Source organism: Streptomyces sp. NPDC004542 (assembly GCF_040610035.1).
Taxonomy (GTDB): Bacteria; Actinomycetota; Actinomycetes; order Streptomycetales; family Streptomycetaceae; genus Streptomyces.
Map to the genome: position 1 here is coordinate 1 of NZ_JBEXLP010000039.1, position 17,200 is coordinate 17,200.

The following is a 17,200-nucleotide window of genomic DNA, read 5'->3' on the forward strand; positions in this document are numbered from 1 at the left end:
ACTCGCGCGGCGCCCATCCGCTCGCGACCTTGGCCAGCGCCTCGTCCACCGGTCCGCGGGTCGGGGCGAGTTCGGCGGTGGTCGTGCCCAGCTCCCGCAGGACCACGGTCAGGCGGGAGCCGCTGGCGCCGAGGCCGTGGATGAGGTTCTGCAGGGCGGGGAGGAGGGACTGGGTGACGTAGGCCAGGGCGCCGACCAGGGCGCCGGGGGTGACGTCGTGGGCGAGGAGCCAGGGGGCGGTGGCGAGGAGGAGGACGACGGGCAGCTGTCCGCCGAGGGCCAGGGCCGCCACCCGCAGGACGCCGAAGCGGGCCAGGGAGCGGGCGGCCCGCAGTTCGGCGTCCACGCACGCCCGCAGCCCGGCGCCGGCCTGCGCCTGCGCACCCGCCGCCGTCACGTCGCGCAGCCCGGGGCAGACCGTGCCCCACTGCTCGGCGAGGTCCTCGTCGGCGACGAGGAAGGCCTCCTGCCGCCGGGCCAGCGGACGCAGCGTCACGGCGAACAGGCAGACCCCGGCGAGCAGCGGCGGCGCGACCACCAGCAGGAGCCGCGGAGAGAGGGAGAAGAGGCCGGCGAGGGCACCCGCCGCGGTGAAGACGAACGAACGCGAGACCATCACCAGGCCCGCGAGGGTGTCCCGCGCGATCTCCACCTGCTGGGTGAGCCCGGAGAGCGTCGCGCCGTCCGCCTCCCGCACCCCGCGCGCCACCACCCGTGCCACGAGCCGGTCCCGCACCGGCTCGACCAGCGCGGCGACGGCCCCGTACACCCGTCCGGTCCCGTACGCCCCGACGGCCACGCCCAGCGCCGCAAGGCCGAGCCACAGCAGTCCGGCCCGGGCCCGGCCGGCCAGGAACCCCTCGTCGAGGGCCCGGGCGAGCGCGTACCCGACCAGGAAGGTCTGGCCCGCCTCCAGCACCGACCAGCCGGCCAGCCGGGCCAGCACCCGCCACCGCAGCGGTCCCAGCGCCCGCACCGTCACCGTGACAGCCCCTCCTCGACACCGAACACCGCCCGGTACGCGGGATCCCGCCACAGCCGCGCGTGCGGCCCGACCGCCCGTAACCGCCCGCCGTCCAGCCAGGCGACCGCGTCGGCACGGGCCGCCGTGGCGGCGCGATGGGCGACGAGCAGCCGGGTGGGGCGGGTGTCGCCGGTCAGCAGGGCCTCGGTGACATGGTGCTCGGTGACCGTGTCGAGGCTGGAGAGGGCGTCGTCGAGGACCAGCAGCCGCCCGCCGTGGGCGAAGGCCCGGGCGAGGCCGAGGCGCTGCGACTCACCGCCGGAGCGGGGGGCGTCCCGGCAGGCGGTGGCGTAACCGTGCGGCAGCCGGCGCACGAAGGCGTCGGCGCGGGCCCGGCGGGCGGCGGCGCGGACCCGGCCGGGAGGCAGGTCGGGCCGGCCCAGGGCGATGGTGTCCTCGATGGTCGTACCGAGCAGGGCGGGGCGCTCGAAGGCGTAGGAGACGGCCGCCCGCAGGTCGTCGTGGGCGAGCTCGCGCAGCGGCACGCCGTCGAGCAGCACCTCACCGGCGTCCGGGTCGGCCAGCCGTCCGGCGAGGGCCGCGAGCAGGGACTTGCCCGCACCGGAGCGGCCGACCACGGCGAGGAGGGTGCCGCCGGGGACGTCCAGGTCCACGCCGTCGAGTACGGTGCGCCCGCCGCGCCGGGCGGTGACACCGCGCAGCTGGAGGCGCCCGGGGCCGGGCGGCAGCCGGCGAGTGCCGGACGCGGGCGCGGGCTCGGCCAGCACCTCGCCCAGTCGGCGCGCCGCGGCCCTGGCCCGGGACAGCGCGGCGACCCGGCCGACGAGCACGCCCACACCGCCCGCGAGCACGGCGTACCGGGAAGCGGCGAGCACCTCGCCCACGGACAGCCGGTGCCGGGTGAGCAGGAACCCGGCCAGGGCGACGACGGCGAGCTGCAGCAGCGGCGCCACGGCCACCGCCCGTGCCGCGGCCCGCCCCTGGACCCGCCACATCCGGTGGCCCGCGCGGGACAGTTCCGGCAGCGTGCGCAGGATCCGCGCCGTCTCCCGCTCCTCGGTGCCCGCCGCGCGGATCGTGCGGGAGCCGCCGACCGCCTCCGCCAGCGCCGCCGCGATCCCGCCCTGCAGCCGCTGGTAGTCCGCCACGCAACTGGAGGTGTCGCGGGCGAAGGCGCGCAGCAGCAGCGCGAGGAGCGGCGCGCCGGCCAGCAGGACGGCCGCCAGCCGCCAGTCGATGAGGCCGAGCGCCACCACGCCCCCCACGGGCCCGGCGAGCGCGGCGAGCAGCGCGGCGAGGGCGCCGGGCGCCGTCCCGGCCTGCGCGCCGCCGCCCACCAGGCGGGCGACGAGGTCGCCCGCACCGAAGCGGTCCGTGGCGCGCGGGCCCAGCGCCAGCACGTGCCCGGCGAACCGCCGCCGCAGCCACGCCGTGGCCCGCGCGTCGACGGTGCCGGTCAGGACGCTCTCGCAGCCGTCCAGGACGGCGAGCAGCGCCACCAGCCCGACGCACCACCACACCCAGCGGGCCGCCGGGCCGTGCGCCAGCAGCAGGTCGAGGGTCCGGCCGAGTACGGCCGGAAGCAGCAGCCCAGCGGCGGTCCCGGCGCAACTCACCGCGCACAGGGCGGCGCAGCGGGCCGCGTCGTGCCGGTTCGCCCCGCGCAGCAGTGCGCGGGTCGGGGCGGCCACCGGATCGTCGTCGGCGCGGGTCGTCATCGGGCTGCGGGCCTCCCATCGAGGAAGGAGTACGTCAGGAGGCATCGGGGAAGCGGTCACGGGTGAAGCCCCGGGCGGCCCCTCTCCCGCAGGACAGGGCCGCCCGGAGCCGTGGGAGCGGTGCGGTCAGAGACAGAGCAGAACGCTGGCCGCCGAGACGCAGGAGAGCAGGCTCGCCGTGCTCGCGCCGCCGCCGCCCAGCTCGTCGGACTCCATGGTCTGCAGGTCGAGGAGTGCCATCTTGGTGTTCCTTTCGGTCGGTTGTCGGTTTTCTCCCGGGCCCCTGGCGGGGACGGGGTGGTGTCACGACTCCGTCAGGTCGCGGAGCCGCGTGCGGGGGCCGCCGGTGACGGCGGGAGGAACGGCAGGTGCGCGATGTGCTCGCCGTCGAGGGCCGCCGCGAGCGCGAGCAGGCACCCGGCCGTTCCGGTGGCGAGGTCCATGGACAGCCGCATCATCTGGTGCCCGGGGAAGGCCAGCTGGCCCTGGTAGGCCATGGCGAACCAGCCGAGCCCGGCGATCTGTGCGCCGAGCCGGGACGGTGTCGCGCCCGGCGCGGTGGTGCGGCTGAGGTGCAGAATCATTCCGGCGCGGCCCTGGAAGAGGCCGGGCTGCGCGTAGAAGCGGGAGGTGGCGGCGGCGAGGATGCCGGCCCGGGCCCGTTCGAACTCCCCGGTGTCGCCGGTGGCGTGGGCGAGGAAGTCGTCGAGGACCAGACCGATGCCGGCGCTGCCGTCCCCGAGGTAGGGCAGGGTGCGCCAGCCCTCGTCCACCTCCAGGCCGCCGGTCCTGTCCTGCACCACGCAGCGCGCCAGGTCGCGGCGCAGCGCCTCGGCGGCGGCCGCCAGCAGCCGGGGCTCCCCGGTCGCCTCGTACCGGCGCAGCAGGAACAGCGCCGGTCCGGTGGCGCCCCGCAGCAGCCCCGCCCGCCGTCTGGCGCCGTCCGGGACCGGTTCGGCGAGACGGCCGACGAGCAGGTCCGCGGCCTCGGCGGCGCGGTCGGCGAGTTCCCGCTCGCCGGTCGTGCGCGCCAGATCGTCCAGGACCAGGCCGAGGCCGGCCAGTCCGCCGTGCAGGTCGGAGGAGAGGTGCTGCCACTTCTCCCGGAGGATGCCGTCGACCAGGTCGAGGGCGCGCTGCCGGTGCCCGAGCCGGCCGAGGACGTGGGCGACGCCCGCCAGACCGTCGTACAGCCCGAGCGGGGTGCCGGCCGGCGGCGGTGCGGTGCGGGCCAGCAGCCAGCGCTCGCCCTCCTCGTGGCGGCCCGCGCCGGACTCGGCCAGCGCGTACAGCACACCCGCCGCGCCGTGCGCCAGGCCGAGGCCGCCGCCGTCGCCGAACTGGGCGATGTCGCCGGGGAAGAGCCGGTCGTCGCGTTCCGGCGTGGCCGAGGCGAGGATCGCCTTGACCATGGAGTCCCGGCTGTAGGGCCAGTCGCCGGGCTGCACCGGCTGGATCGGCCCCACCGCGCGGGCCGCGCCCGCCGCGTCCCGGGTGATCTCCGCGACCGCCTCGTCCAGGAAGGCGCGCGGCACGCCCGGGAACTGCTCGGCTATGACCTCGGCCAGATGGGCCGCCTTGCCCCGGTCGACCACGAACAGCGTGGTCACGGGCAGGAACAGGGCCAGCCGCAGGCAGGCCAGCGCATAGCGGTCGACGTCCTTGCCGCGGCGGTCGGGCGGCGCGAAGAAGCCGGGGTGGGCGACGACCTGGCGGCCCATCTCCTCGGCCGGCGCGGCGGCCTCGAAGTCGATGAGGAACACCGACTCGTCGTCCGGCGCGACCATGATGTTGAACACGTGCAGGTCGTTGAAGACCAGCCCGCGCGCGTGCACCGCCGCCACGGCCTCCTCGACCGCCCGGTGGATGCGCAGCGCCCACGCCGTGTAGCCGGCGACCGCCTCCGGGTCCGGGTCCGCGGTCAGCAGCGGGTGCCGCTTGGCGAAGAAGGAGTTGAGCGGCTGCCCCTCCAGGAAGTCCATGACCAGGAAGCGGTGCTCGCCCAGCGTGAACCAGTCCCGTACCTCGGGGACCACCCCGGTCCCGGCCACCCGTTCCAGCGCGGCCTTCTCGCGTTCCAGCCGCGCCACCGCGTCCGCGCCGTCGGCGGCGAGTCCCGCGTGCGGCCGCGCCTCCTTGAGCACCACCCGGCGCCCGTCGCGGGTGTCGGTGCCCGCGTACACGCCGCCGCCGTTGGAGAAGTGCAGCGCCTTCTCGATGCGGTACGGCAGCTCGCCGACCGTCGTGGTGTTGCGGGCCGCGAGATGCGGCTCGAGGAAGGACGGCAGCGTCACCCACTCCGGCACCTGGAAGGACGGCGCGCGCCGGTCCGGCACCAGCCGGCCCTCGCCGTCGCGCACCGCCGGGACGAGCGAGCCGCGCTCGTCGACCACATAGGCGCGCGCGAAGGCGCCGTAACGGACGTACAGCGGACCGTCGTGCCAGCGCAGATCGGTCAGGATGTACGGTCCCTCGAAGCCCGCGAGCAGTTCCCCGAGCTCGTTCAGCACCCGGTGCAGCTGCTCCTCGTCGGCCGGGTAGACGGTGACGAACTTGCCGCTGGTGTCGCGGCCCGCGTACTTGGCGTTGCGCAGGTGCAGCAGATGCGGAGCCGGCACGAACTTGAACGGGATGCGGCGCGGTACGCAGTAGTCCCACACGATCGCGGCGATCCGCTCCGCGTCGGCCCGCGTCGCCGAGGCGTGGATCTTCCAGCCCTGCGCGGGCGACGGCAGCGGCGCGCCGTCGGCGTCGAGCGGCGTCAGGGTCAGCCAGTCGCCGGTGCGTCCCGCGTGCCAGCCCTCCGGGACCGTGCGCCGCGCCGTGTCGTACAGCGGCGCGGCGTCCGGACCGGCCGCGGACAGCCGGTCGGGCGTGTCGTAGAAGTGTCTGTCGGCGAGCGCGTACACCTCGTACCGCTTGTCCATGCCTTCCCCGCCTTCCCCTCCTTGGCTCGCAACGACCTTTCCAGGGCCCGGTGGTCGCGGACAGTCACCGCTGTCACGAGATCGCCGTGCGGAACGCATGGGTCAAGACATGTTCGGTGCGTTTCGAACGCCGCCCGCCCCCTCGGACTCCCGCGCATCGTCACAGGGGCTGCGCAGTGCCCCCATAAGCGCTGTAATGGCGAACGTGGTCAGTGAGGGCGCTGCGGTGCGCAGAACGAGAACGGAGCGTGCCGAACTTGCCCTCGAGACGGTCACCGCCGATCCCGGTGCGCCCGACCGGCTGCGCCGCGTCCTCGAACAGGCACTCGTCTTCGCCGGTGCGGCGTTCGCCGGGGTGTACGCGCCCGGCGCGGACGGCGTCTCCCTGTGTCTGATGGAGTCGGCCGGCCTGCCGCGCACGCTGTACGGGCTGCGGGACAGCTATCCCGCCGACGGCCGGGCCCCGGCCGCCGAGGCGCACCGCGAGGGGCGGCCGGTGTGGCTCGGGCCCGAGGAACTCGCGGGCTGCCCCGAGGCGCGGCGCACCCCCAGCCCGGACTTCTCCCTGGCCGCCCTGCCGGTCCCTCTGGACGCCGGCGGCTGCCTGCTCGCCGTCACCGAGAGCCCCGGCGGCTTCGGCACCGAGGACCGCGCCTGCCTGGAACTGATCGCGGAGGCCGTCGCCTGGCGCGCCCCGGCCCGCGCCGCCGACACCGGCGAGCTGCCCGCGGACGCCTTCAGCCTGGCCATGGACACCGGCCGCATCGAGGTCGGCGACGGGATCCTGGACCTGTTCCGGATCGACCGGTCGGAGTTCGACGGCAAGGTGGAGACCCTGCTCGGCCGGGCCGTGCCGGAGGACCTGCCCGCGCTGATGTCGGCCGTCGAGGCCGACCACATGTCCCTCGGCGACCGCGAGCTGGAGTTCCGCATCCGCCAGCCGTCCGGGCCGCCCAGGTGGCTGAGGCTGCGCGGCAGGCTGCTGCCCGGCGGCGAGGGCGGGCCGGCCCGTCTGGCCGGCACCGTCGCGGACGTCTCCACGCTGCGTTCCGACGTCACCGACGTAGCCCGTGTGCAGCGCCTCGCCGCCGCGCTCGCCACCGCCGGCACCGTCAAGGACGTCAGCCAGGCCGTGGTCGCCGCCCTGCACCGGCCGTTGCAGGCCGACCGGATCGCCCTGGCCGAGCTGGAGAACGAACGCCTGGTGGTCACCGTCCTCGACCCGCCCGAACCGGAGGTCTGGCCCGAGCTGTGGCGCGCGGAGTGGCGGACCGAGTGGCCCGACGCGCCGGTACGGGAGATGCCCACGCTGGCCGCCGCCCTGCGCGAGGGCCGGATCCAGATCTGGCCCGCGGGCAGTGAGCTGGAGCCCGCCCTGGCCGAGGTCGGCCCCGGCGGTCTCGCCGTGCTGCCGCTGCCCGCCGGGGGCCGGATGGCGGGCGCCTGCCTGATCGGCTGGGATCGCCCGCACGACGTCGGCCCCGACGAGCGTGCCCTGCTCACCGCCGCGGCGACGCTGGCCGGTCACGCCCTGATGCGCGCGCACGCCTTCGACGCCGAGCACGAACTGGTCGGCATGCTCCAGCGCACCCTGCTGCCGCGCCGCCTGCCCAAGCTGTCCGGCGCGGTCGCCGTCGCCCGCTATCTGCCCACCACCGCAGGGCTGGAGGTGGGCGGCGACTGGTACGACGTGATCCCGCTGCCCGACCACCACGTGGCCCTGGTCATCGGCGACGTGCAGGGGCACAACGCGGGCGCCGCGACCCTGATGGGCCAGATGCGCACCGCCCTGCGCGCGTACGCGACCGAGGGGCACCCGCCGGACGTCGTGGTCTCCCACGCCAACCGCCTCCTGATGGACATGGAGACGGACCTCTTCGCCACCTGCGCCTACGTCGACGTCGACATGGAGGAGGGTTCCGCCTGGTGCGTCCGGGCCGGACACGTGCCCCCCGTGCTGCGTCTGCCGGACGGCTCGGTCACCGTCGTGGAGACGGAGGGCGGCCCGCCGCTCGGCGTGCTCGGCCGGGCCGACTTCCCCATGACCCCGCTCCGGCTCCAGCCCGGCACCGTGCTGGCGCTGACCACCGACGGCCTGGTGGAGTCCGCCGGGAGCGACATCGACGCCGGCATGGACCGGCTCGCCCACGACCTGTCCGCCGCCGACCCCGCCCACCTGGGCCTCGTCGCCGACGCGCTGCTCGCGGGCGCGCACCGCGAGGACGACATCGCCCTGCTCCTGATGCGCTACGACGGCATGGCCGTCCGCCCGCTCAGGGAGGGCTGGACGGTGTGGCGGGTTCCGGAGGCCGCCCGGCACGCCCGCCGCTTCACCCGGCGCACCCTGCGCGCCTGGGAGGTGCCCGCCGACGACATCGACACCGTGCTGCTGGTCGTGTCCGAACTCGTGACCAACGCCCTGGTCCACACCGACGGCCAGGTCCGCCTGGACCTCACGCTCGTCAGCCGGCGGATGCGCGTCGCCGTCACCGACGCCTCGCCCCGCACCCCGATGAAGCCCACCAGCGTCGGCTGGGAGGCCACCGGGGGCCGCGGCATCCTGCTGGTGGAAGCCGTGTCGGCGGCCTGGGGCACGCTCCCGGTCAGCGGCGGCAAGCAGGTCTGGGCCGAACTCGGCCTCGACGGCTGACCCCCGCGGGCCACCCGCCACTCGGGTGCGCATGGGGGTGCCCACGGCAGGTCGCCGGGGTCCGTCCCGCCCCCTTGCCTAGGGTCCTGCCGTGGCACACACCTTCGAAGAGCTCGTGGAGAAGCAGCGCGCGGCCGAAGCGGCGCACGCGAGGGCCATGGCCCTGCGCGAGGCGTACGGCCCTCCGGCCCAGGCACAGTGGACCGCGGCCCAGTCGTCGACCTACGAGACGGCTCTGCGGGCCTGGCGCGACCTGGCTCGCGAGGTGCAGACGGCGCTCGGCGAGTACGCGAAGGAGACGGGCAGGTCCCGGACCGAGACCGAGGCGGAGGTGCAGCGGGCGGCGGCCGGACCGGAGCGGTCGTGACCTGGGGCGTGACCATGCGGAGCCGGCCGATCACCTTGCGGTCGCCGGCGGCGGCCCGGCGCACGGGGGCACGCGCCACGCCGGAGCCGGCGGCCAGGCATCCGGCGCGCCCGCCCGGGTACCCGCGGTCCATGAACATTGCCATCAACGAGGCCGCCGGAGGCGTCTCCGCCTTCGGGTACACCGCCATCCTCGTCGTGGGTGTCGCCCTCGTCGCCGGACTGATCTGGGCCTTCCGGCTGGGCTTCAGGGTGCGGCGGCGCGAATCGGCGCCGCCCCGCCCGGAGGAGCAGCCCACGCGTCCGGTCTCCGGTCCGGTGCAGGAGGAGCGCCAGGCGCGCGAGTGGGACGAGGTGCCCCGGGCGACGGACGGGAGCGAGCGGCTTACGCCGCACCAGCTGAACCCCACCGGTACCAAGCGGGCCGCCGACCAGAGCCGCCCGCGCTGGGAGCCCGGTTCGAGCGGATCGTTCGGCGGCGGCGGTGGCGGGCGCACCTGACGAGCACCCGGCACAGCGCCCGTACCCGAGGCAGCAGCCTCAGGACCAGCAGCGGAACAGCAGAGGGAAGATGAGACGTCGTGACCGTGCGCGGCAGTGAGAAACCCGTGGTCGGCATATCCGAGACGGGCTGGTCGAAGGCCCGCCGGCGGCGGGGCGGGGGAGTGCGGACCTGCCTGCCCGCCGTCCTGGACCGGGGTGCCGCGCGGGAGGCGGACCCGGGTCAGGACGGCACCATCGTCCGCGGCGAGGACTGAGCCGGTCCACCGCCGGGCGGGCCGCCCGCAGCACCCACGTCATCCGGAGTGACACCGCCGTCACCAACCAGTGAGCCAACTTCAGGTCCGTCACGGACGATCACCGATAAGGTGAGACAAATGAAGGCTCTGGTGCTCTCCGGCGGTGCCGGTACCCGGCTGCGTCCGATCACCCACACGTCGGCCAAGCAGCTGGTTCCCGTGGCCAACAAGCCGGTGCTCTTCTACGGGCTGGAGTCCATCGCCGCGGCCGGGATCACCGAGGTCGGCATGATCGTCGGTGACACGGCCGCCGAGATCGAGGAAGCGGTCGGCGACGGTTCCGCATTCGGCCTCGAGGTCACCTACATACCGCAGGAGCGGCCCCTCGGCCTCGCCCACGCGGTGCTGATCGCGCGTGAGTTCCTCGCCGACGACGACTTCGTGATGTACCTCGGGGACAACTTCATCGTCGGCGGCATCCGCGATCTGGTCGAGGGTTTCCGCGCGAACCGCCCCGACGCGCAGATCCTGCTCACCCACGTCCCCGACCCCCGCTCCTTCGGGGTGGCCGAACTCGACCGGGCCGGGCAGGTGATCGGCCTGGAGGAGAAGCCGGAGCACCCCAAGAGCGATCTCGCCCTGGTCGGGGTCTACCTGTTCACCCCCGTGATCCACGAGGCGGTGCGGGCCGTCAAGCCGTCCTGGCGGGGCGAGCTGGAGATCACCCACGCCATCCAGTACCTCATCGACACCCGCGCCGACGTCCGCTCGACGGTGATCCAGGGCTACTGGAAGGACACCGGCAACGTCGACGACATGCTCGAGGTCAACCGCACCGTGCTGGAGGGCCTCGAGCGGCGCATCGACGGCGAGGTGGACGACGTGTCCGAGGCCGTCGGGCGGGTGGTCGTCGAGCAGGGGGCGCGGATCGTCAACTCGCGGATCGTCGGCCCGGCCGTCATCGGGTCGGGGACGACCGTCGTCGACTCCTACATCGGCCCGTTCACCTCGATCGCGGAGAACTGCCGGATCACCGACAGTGAGCTGGAGTTCTCCATCGTGCTGCGGGACTCCTCCCTCGACGGGGTGGGCAGGATCGAGTCCTCGCTGATCGGCCGGCACGCCGAGGTGTCCCCGGCGAACGGCCTGCCCAGTGCCCACCGACTCGTCATCGGAGACCACAGCAAGGTGCAGATCCGTTCATGAATCTCCTCGTCACCGGCGCCGCCGGGTTCATCGGCTCCCGTTACGTCCGCACCCTCCTCGCCGACGACGCGTCCGACGTGCCGCGCGTCACCGTGCTGGACAAGCTCACCTACGCGGGCACGCTCGCCAACCTGCCCGCCGCCCATCCGCGCCTCAGGTTCGTCCAGGGCGACATCTGCGACGCCGGTCTGGTCGACAAGCTCATGGCGGAGGCCGACCAGGTGGTGCACTTCGCCGCCGAGTCCCATGTGGACCGCTCGATCGCGGGGGCGGGCGAGTTCGTGCGCACCAATGTGGCCGGCACGCAGACCCTGCTGGACGCGGCCCTGCGCCACGGCGTCGGCCCGTTCGTGCACATCTCCACCGACGAGGTCTACGGCTCCATCGACTCCGGCTCCTGGCCCGAGACCCACCCGCTCGCGCCCAACTCCCCGTACTCCGCCTCCAAGGCCTCCTCCGACCTGCTCGCGCTGGCCTACCACCGCACCCACGGCCTGGACGTGCGCGTCACCCGCTGCTCCAACAACTACGGCCCGCACCAGTTCCCGGAGAAGGTCGTCCCGCTGTTCGTCACCAACCTGCTCGACGGCCACACGGTCCCGCTCTACGGCGACGGGCGCAACGTCCGCGACTGGCTGCACGTCGACGACCACTGCCACGGCGTCGAGCTGGTGCGCTCCAAGGGCCGGCCCGGCGAGGTGTACAACATCGGCGGCGGCACGGAGCTGAGCAACAGGGAACTCACCGGCCTGCTCCTCGAGGCCTGCGGGGCGGACTGGGACCGGGTGGAGTACGTCACCGACCGCAAGGGTCACGACCTGCGCTACTCGGTGGACTGGACCAAGGCCCGCGACGAACTGGGCTACCGGCCGCGCCGCGACTTCACCACCGGCCTCGCCGACACGGTCGCCTGGTACCGGGACAACCGCGCCTGGTGGCAACCGCTCAAGCGGCGCGCCCGGCAGGGGTCCTGATGCGGTGGCTGGTCACCGGCGCGGGCGGGATGCTCGGCCGTGACACCGTCGGGGAACTGCTGCTGCGCGGCGCGGACGTGACGGGCCTGGACCGCGCCGCGCTGGACATCGGCGACGCCGGCGCGGTCCGCCGGGCGTTCGGGGAGCACCGCCCCGAGGTCGTGGTCAACTGCGCCGCGTACACGGCCGTCGACGACGCCGAGACCGACGAGGCCCGGGCGCTCGTCGTCAACGGCGACGGGCCGCGGCTGCTCGCCCGCGCCTGCGCCGCCCGCGGCGCCCGCCTGGTCCACGTCTCCACCGACTACGTCTTCTCCGGCGAGATGCGCGACACCCCCTACCCGGAGGACCATCCCCCCGCGCCGCGCACCGCCTACGGCCGCACCAAGCTGGCGGGGGAGCGGGCGGTCCTCGAAGAGCTCCCGGGCGCGTCCGCCGTCGTGCGCACCGCCTGGCTGTACGGCGTCCACGGGCGCAGCTTCGTCCGCACGATGCTGGAGCTGGAAGGCCGCCTCGACACCGTCGACGTGGTCGACGACCAGCGCGGACAGCCGACCTGGAGCGCGGACGTCGCCGCCCGGATCGCGGACCTCGGCGAGCGGCTCGCCCGGGACATCGGCGCGCACGGCGTCTTCCACGCCACCAGTTCCGGCGAGGCCAGCTGGTACGAACTGGCCCGGGAGGTGTTCCGGCTCGCCGGCGCCGACCCGGACCGGGTACGGGCCACCGACAGCCGTGCCTTCCCCCGGCCCGCGCCCCGGCCCGCCTACAGCGCCCTCGGACACGACCGGTGGCGGGAGATCGGTCTGACACCGCTCAGGGACTGGCGGTCCGCCCTGCAGGAAGCACTGCCCCACATCCGCAAGGAGATGTCTCAGTGAAACGGCACGAGTTCCTGCGGGAACTCCACAAGGTCACCGCGAACCGCAACTACCTGGAGATCGGCGTCAACGACGGCCGCAGCCTGACGCTGTCGCGGGTGCCCAGCATAGCCATCGACCCCGCGTTCAAGGTGGTCACGGAGATCCGCTGCGACGTCCACCTGGCGAAGGCGACCAGTGACGACTTCTTCGCCCGGGACAACCCCCTCGCGCATCTCCGGGGCGGCCGCCACCCGCTGCGCAACCTGGCCCGCAACCGCAGCCCGTTCGGCTACTGGAAGCGCACCACCCTGGACCTGTCGTTCATCGACGGCATGCACCTGTTCGAGTACGCCCTGCGCGACTTCATCAACATCGAGAAGCACTCGGACTGGGCCAGCGTGATCGTCTTCGACGACATGCTGCCGCGCAACGTGGACGAGGCCGCCCGCGACCGGCACACCAACGCCTGGACCGGGGACGTGTACAAGCTCGTCGAGATCCTGAACCGCCACCGCCCCGACCTGATGACGGTCCTGGTCGACACCGCGCCCACCGGTCAGTTGGTCGTCTTCGGCGCCGACCCGGACAACACGGTGCTGAAGGACAAGTACGACGAGATCATCGCGGAGTTCCAGGTTCCCGACCCGCAGAAGGTGCCCGAGTCGATCCTGGAGCGCACCACTGCCGTCAAGCCGGAGACCCTGCTGTCGGCCGGCTTCTGGAAGCCTCTGGTGACGGCCCGCGACCGCGGCACCAAGCGGTCCCGCGGCTACGAGCCCCTGCGCCGCGCGGTGGAACAGCTCGGCGTCAGCCGCTGAGCCGTCCGGCGCGCAGCCGCTCGTAGTGGGCGGAGCAGTCCGCGTACGTGGGAAGCAGTCCGGACCGCTCCGCCTCCGCCAGCGAGGGGGCGGCCGCGTCCTTCTCGGACAGCAGCGGCTCGATGTCCTGCGGCCAGGCGATGCCCAGAGCGGGGTCGAGCGGGTGCAGCCCGTGCTCGCGCTTCGGCGCGTACCCGGCCGAGCACAGGTACACCACCGTGGCGTCGTCGGTGAGCGCCATGAAGGCGTGCCCCAGCCCCTCCGCGAGGAACACGGCGTGCCGGGTGTCGTCGTCCAGGCGTACGGCCTCCCAGCGGCCGAAGGTGGGCGAGCCGACGCGGATGTCCACCACCACGTCCAGGACGGCGCCCCGGACGCATGAGACGTACTTGGCCTGACCGGGCGGCACGTCGGCGAAGTGGATCCCGCGCAGCACGCCCCGCCGCGACACCGAGCAGTTGGCCTGGGCGAGCTCGAGGCCGTATCCGGTGGCCTCGCGGAACTCCTCGCCGCGGTACCACTCGTGGAAGCTGCCTCGGGGGTCCGGGAACACCTTCGGTTCCAGCACCCAGGCGTCCGCTACCTTCAGTGCCCGCACGTCGTCACGCCCTCCGGGTCTCGTCGGTCTATGTCATCCTGCGCCGGGCCGCGCCCGCGATCCGCCGCACCGTGCGCAGCAGCCGTCGTACCGGGCCGGGCACCGGGGGGCCCGTCACCTCGACGGCTCCGCCCCGGCTGACGCGCAGGGCCAGCGGCAGGGCGAGGAAACGAGGCGGCTGCGCGTTCGGCGCCAGGCACAGCTGAGGCCGCCACAGCGCCCCCCGCATCGAGGCCAGGGGGAGAGGGGCCCGCAGCAGCGAGCCGTTGCCGTCCGCGGGGGTGAGCGTCCCGGGCTCCTGGAGGGGACCGCCCGCGGCGGTGCCGGTCCAGCGCAGCAGGACGTCGGTGCGGTCGGCGACGTAAAGGGGCAGCGCGAGGCTGAGCAGCCCGTCGCCGGAGACCGCCGCGTCCTCGGGGGTGAGCGCGGTCAGGCCCAGCGACCTGGTCGCCCGGTCCACGTCCAGGGAGAAGTTCTCGTACTGCTTGGTCCAGTACGGCAGCACCACCCGGCCGGCGACCGCGCCCGCGGGCGGTGCGGGACGGCCCTGGCGCGGGGCAGGGCCCAGACGGCAGTCCTTGGACCAGCCGCCCAGGCCGACCCGGACGTAGGCGTCCCACAGGCCGGCGTGCAGCGGGGCACCGCCGGCCGCTGTGGCGGGGTCGACGGTGGCCGTGGCGCGCAGCACCAGCCGGATCCGCCCGTCCCCGGCCGGAACGCGCTCGCGGGTGAGCTCGACCCGCTGGAAGAAGGAGGCGGCACTGGCGCGGTCGCGCAGGATCAGGTCGGCGGTGGCCTTCCCGAAGCCGTCCACGGCGGCCGCGCCGAGCCGGGCGGTCGCCTCGTCGAGGTCCCGGGGCGCGCCGTCGGCGGGTGCGCCGGTGCCGTCCGCGGCGAAGGTCAGCGCCTGGCCGGCGCGGTGGTACTCGGCGGTGAAGGCGATCCGCAGCGCGCCGTCCCGCCACGTGGCCGCGGTCGGGACGGCCTTGGGGGCGACACCGCCGTCCCACTCGGCGAGGGCGATCACCTCGTCGTAGCGGTCCTCGCGGATCAGCGCGGCGACGATCCCCTGTGCCGGGCGCAGTCCGGCGGCCACGCCGGGTCCGAAGCGTTCGAGGACCACCCCGCGGATCTCCTGGAAGACCTCCCGGCGGTAGTCGTCCGGCATGGCCAGCAGGCGGCGCCCGCTCATCCGGTCGACCATCTCGACGCGCAGCCAGCGGCGCAGCAGCCGGTCGCGCAGCGGGCCCGGTTCGGTGTACCGCTCGACGACGTCCAGGGCCTCGCGGAGGTTCTTGAAGTAGCCGACCGGGTCGAAGGGCCGCAAGCCCGCGTTGGCTGCGTCGTCCCGTTTGACGTGGTAGTAGCAGACGTAATCGCTGAGCACCGAGACGTTGTCGGCCCGCAGGTACGCCTCGGTGACGAAGACGTGGTCCTCCAGGCGCCGCCGGCCCTCCGGGAAACGCAGTCCGGTGCGCTCCAGGAAGGCCCGGCGGACCATCTTGTGCGGGGTGAGGCTGTCGATCAGAGGGGCGTTCTCCAAGGTGGCGTGCGGGTGGTTGTGGCGGAACAGCTCCACCGGCACCGGCCGCCCTTTGCCGGCCATCTTCCCGACGATCACGTCGGCCTTGTTCGCCACCCCGTACTCATACATGCGTTCGAGGGCTTCGTCGCCGAGGTAGTCGTCGTTGTCGACGAACATCACGAACTCGCCCTGGGAGGCGTCGATGCCCACGTTGCGGGGCTTGCCCGACCATCCGGAGTTCTCCTGGTGGATCACCCGCACGTGCGGGTGATCGGTGGCCAGGGCGTCCAGGCGTGCCGGGGTGCCGTCGGTGGAGCCGTCGTCGACGAAGACCACCTCGAACTCGTCCGGAGGCAGCGACTGCCGCAGCAGCGAGGCGATGCAGTCCTCGATGTAGGGCCCGGGGTTGTACACGGGGACGACGACGCTGACCTTGACCGGCATCCGGTTTCCAAGCCCCCTTTGCTCGCCACCCGTTGCCTGGGTGGCACGTGCGCGTGGCCGAATGCTAACCCGGTCTCTCGGGTGGACGGTCGTTCGACATGGGCAGGGGGCCGGGCGGGTGCTCAGCCGTGCGTCTTGGTAAGAAGTTCCAGCACCTCCGCCGTCGTGCCCGACTCGCCGAGCCGCGGGAAGATCCGCTCGACGCTGCTCCGGTGCGCCTCGGGGTCGCTGTCGGCCATGGCGTCCGTGGCGAGGGTGACGTGGTAGCCGTGGGCGTAGGCGTCACGGGCGGTGGACTCGACGCCGATGCTGGTGGCGATGCCGGTCAGCACGATCTGGGTGACGCCGCGGCGGCGCAGCTGGACGTCCAGGTCGGTGCCGTGGAAGGCGCTCCAGTTGTGCTTGGTGACGCGGATGTCGCCGGGGTGGCCGTCCAGTTCACCGACCACGGAGTCCCAGCCCTCCGGGAAGGCGAGCCCGCGTGCCTGGCGCTCGGTGCGGCCGGGAACGGCGTCGGCCCAGTCGGGGGCGAAGGAGACCCGGACCAGCACCACGGGCAGGCCGCGGGCCCGGAAGGCGCCGGCGAGTTCCGCCGTGCGGCCCACCACGTCCGGGCCGGTGTGCGGCCGGGTGGGCATGCCCACGATGCCGTTCTGCAGGTCGATCGCGACCAGGGCGGTACGGGGATCAAGAGCGGTCAGAGCCACGGGTGGGGCCTTTCGAGAGGGCAGGGGGCCGGGCGGACGGCCCGGCACGGCCGCCGACGGGTGTGCGTCAGGTGTGAACGGGGTCCGGCATCGCGCGCGGCCGGCCGGGCGGGCCCCGGTGTCAGGGCTGCGACAGCCGCTCCAGGAGGGCCAGCGCCTCGAGCACCGTCTTCCGCTCCGCCTCGGTGTACCGGTCCTGGAAGGCCCGGGCCAGCCACTCCTCGCGCACCTGCCGGTTTCCCTCGACCCGGGCCCGGCCTGCCTCGGTGAGGGTGACCAGCTGGCGCCGGCCGTCGTCGGGGTCGGGGGCCCGGCGGATCAGGCCGTGCCGGTCCAGTGCGGCCAGGGTGGTGGCCATCGACTGCGGCCGCACGCCCTCGGCGGCGGCCAGGGCGCTGGCCGTGGCCGCGCCGTGCTTGCCGACCAGGGTGAGGGCCGATTCCTGGGACGGAGTCAGGACCCTGCTGTCCTCGTCCCGCGCGACCTCCCGGATGCGGCGCCGCAGTCGGCTGAAGACCACCCGCAGGTCACGCGCGGTGCGGACCGCGGAGTCGGAGATGTGCTCCATGCCGACCACTCTATGGTGATCAGTAGAGGCTGTCCAGTAGAGGCTGTCCAGTTGAGGCTGTTCAGTTAAGACTGTTCAGTTGAGGCTGTTCGGTTCTCATCTGGGCACTTT

General features: G+C 74.1%; 15 protein-coding genes and 1 pseudogene. 8 read left to right on the forward strand and 8 right to left on the reverse strand.

What is annotated here, in order from left to right:
• The 4 genes and pseudogenes from ABZX30_RS21565 to lanKC all read right to left on the reverse strand — a co-directional run.
• A pseudogene (locus tag ABZX30_RS21565) lies at positions 1-982 on the reverse strand (ABC transporter ATP-binding protein); the annotation flags it as partial.
• Positions 979-2,703 carry an ABC transporter ATP-binding protein gene (locus tag ABZX30_RS21570; protein ID WP_355935616.1) on the reverse strand — a complete coding sequence of 575 codons (1,725 nt, stop codon included), beginning with the start codon at positions 2,701-2,703 and terminating at the stop codon, positions 979-981. The gene ABZX30_RS21570 and the pseudogene ABZX30_RS21565, both read right to left, overlap by 4 nt.
• Before the next feature lie 126 nt (positions 2,704-2,829).
• A complete protein-coding gene (locus ABZX30_RS21575) occupies positions 2,830-2,943 on the reverse strand; it encodes a SapB/AmfS family lanthipeptide (protein WP_355935618.1) in 114 nt (37 codons plus the stop codon).
• Positions 2,944-3,017: 74 nt separating this feature from the next.
• Complete coding sequence (gene lanKC / locus ABZX30_RS21580; RefSeq protein WP_355935620.1) at positions 3,018-5,630, reverse strand: class III lanthionine synthetase LanKC; 2,613 nt, start codon at positions 5,628-5,630, stop codon at positions 3,018-3,020.
• A gap of 196 nt (positions 5,631-5,826) precedes the next feature.
• Here lanKC and ABZX30_RS21585 point away from each other — a divergent pair, with 196 nt between their 5' ends.
• From ABZX30_RS21585 to ABZX30_RS21620, 8 genes are all read left to right on the forward strand, one after another.
• Entirely contained in the window at positions 5,827-8,280 is a 2,454-nt protein-coding gene (locus ABZX30_RS21585; protein ID WP_355935621.1) for a SpoIIE family protein phosphatase, read from the forward strand.
• 91 nt (positions 8,281-8,371) lie between these two features.
• A complete protein-coding gene (locus tag ABZX30_RS21590; RefSeq protein ID WP_355935623.1) occupies positions 8,372-8,647 on the forward strand; it encodes a hypothetical protein in 276 nt (91 codons plus the stop codon).
• 131 nt (positions 8,648-8,778) lie between these two features.
• Positions 8,779-9,147, forward strand: coding sequence for a DUF6479 family protein (locus tag ABZX30_RS21595; protein ID WP_355935625.1), 369 nt, complete (start codon positions 8,779-8,781; stop codon positions 9,145-9,147).
• An 80-nt stretch (positions 9,148-9,227) separates the two neighbouring features.
• The gene (locus tag ABZX30_RS21600; RefSeq protein ID WP_355935627.1) at positions 9,228-9,404 is read left to right on the forward strand and encodes a hypothetical protein; all 177 of its coding nucleotides are present in this window, start codon (positions 9,228-9,230) and stop codon (positions 9,402-9,404) included.
• A gap of 120 nt (positions 9,405-9,524) precedes the next feature.
• Entirely contained in the window at positions 9,525-10,592 is a 1,068-nt protein-coding gene (locus ABZX30_RS21605) for a glucose-1-phosphate thymidylyltransferase (protein ID WP_355935628.1), read from the forward strand.
• Positions 10,589-11,566 (forward strand): dTDP-glucose 4,6-dehydratase, encoded by a 978-nt coding sequence (gene rfbB, locus ABZX30_RS21610; protein WP_355935630.1) that lies wholly within the window; start codon positions 10,589-10,591, stop codon positions 11,564-11,566. The genes ABZX30_RS21605 and rfbB overlap by 4 nt, the downstream gene beginning before the upstream one ends.
• The gene (gene rfbD, locus ABZX30_RS21615) at positions 11,566-12,447 is read left to right on the forward strand and encodes a dTDP-4-dehydrorhamnose reductase (protein WP_355935632.1); all 882 of its coding nucleotides are present in this window, start codon (positions 11,566-11,568) and stop codon (positions 12,445-12,447) included. The genes rfbB and rfbD overlap by 1 nt, the downstream gene beginning before the upstream one ends.
• Entirely contained in the window at positions 12,444-13,247 is an 804-nt protein-coding gene (locus ABZX30_RS21620) for a class I SAM-dependent methyltransferase (RefSeq protein WP_355935634.1), read from the forward strand. Before rfbD ends, ABZX30_RS21620 begins: the two co-directional genes overlap by 4 nt.
• Here ABZX30_RS21620 and rfbC read toward each other — a convergent pair.
• The 4 genes from rfbC to ABZX30_RS21640 form a co-directional block, all read right to left on the reverse strand.
• A complete protein-coding gene (gene rfbC, locus ABZX30_RS21625; protein WP_355935637.1) occupies positions 13,237-13,845 on the reverse strand; it encodes a dTDP-4-dehydrorhamnose 3,5-epimerase in 609 nt (202 codons plus the stop codon). The genes ABZX30_RS21620 and rfbC overlap by 11 nt on opposite strands.
• A gap of 28 nt (positions 13,846-13,873) precedes the next feature.
• Entirely contained in the window at positions 13,874-15,814 is a 1,941-nt protein-coding gene (locus ABZX30_RS21630; protein WP_355935639.1) for a glycosyltransferase, read from the reverse strand.
• Positions 15,815-15,936: 122 nt separating this feature from the next.
• Positions 15,937-16,521: a hydrolase gene (locus tag ABZX30_RS21635; protein WP_355935642.1), complete on the reverse strand. Its 585-nt coding sequence runs from the start codon at positions 16,519-16,521 to the stop codon at positions 15,937-15,939.
• 121 nt (positions 16,522-16,642) lie between these two features.
• A complete protein-coding gene (locus tag ABZX30_RS21640) occupies positions 16,643-17,089 on the reverse strand; it encodes a MarR family transcriptional regulator (protein WP_355935644.1) in 447 nt (148 codons plus the stop codon).
• Positions 17,090-17,200 lie beyond the last annotated feature (111 nt).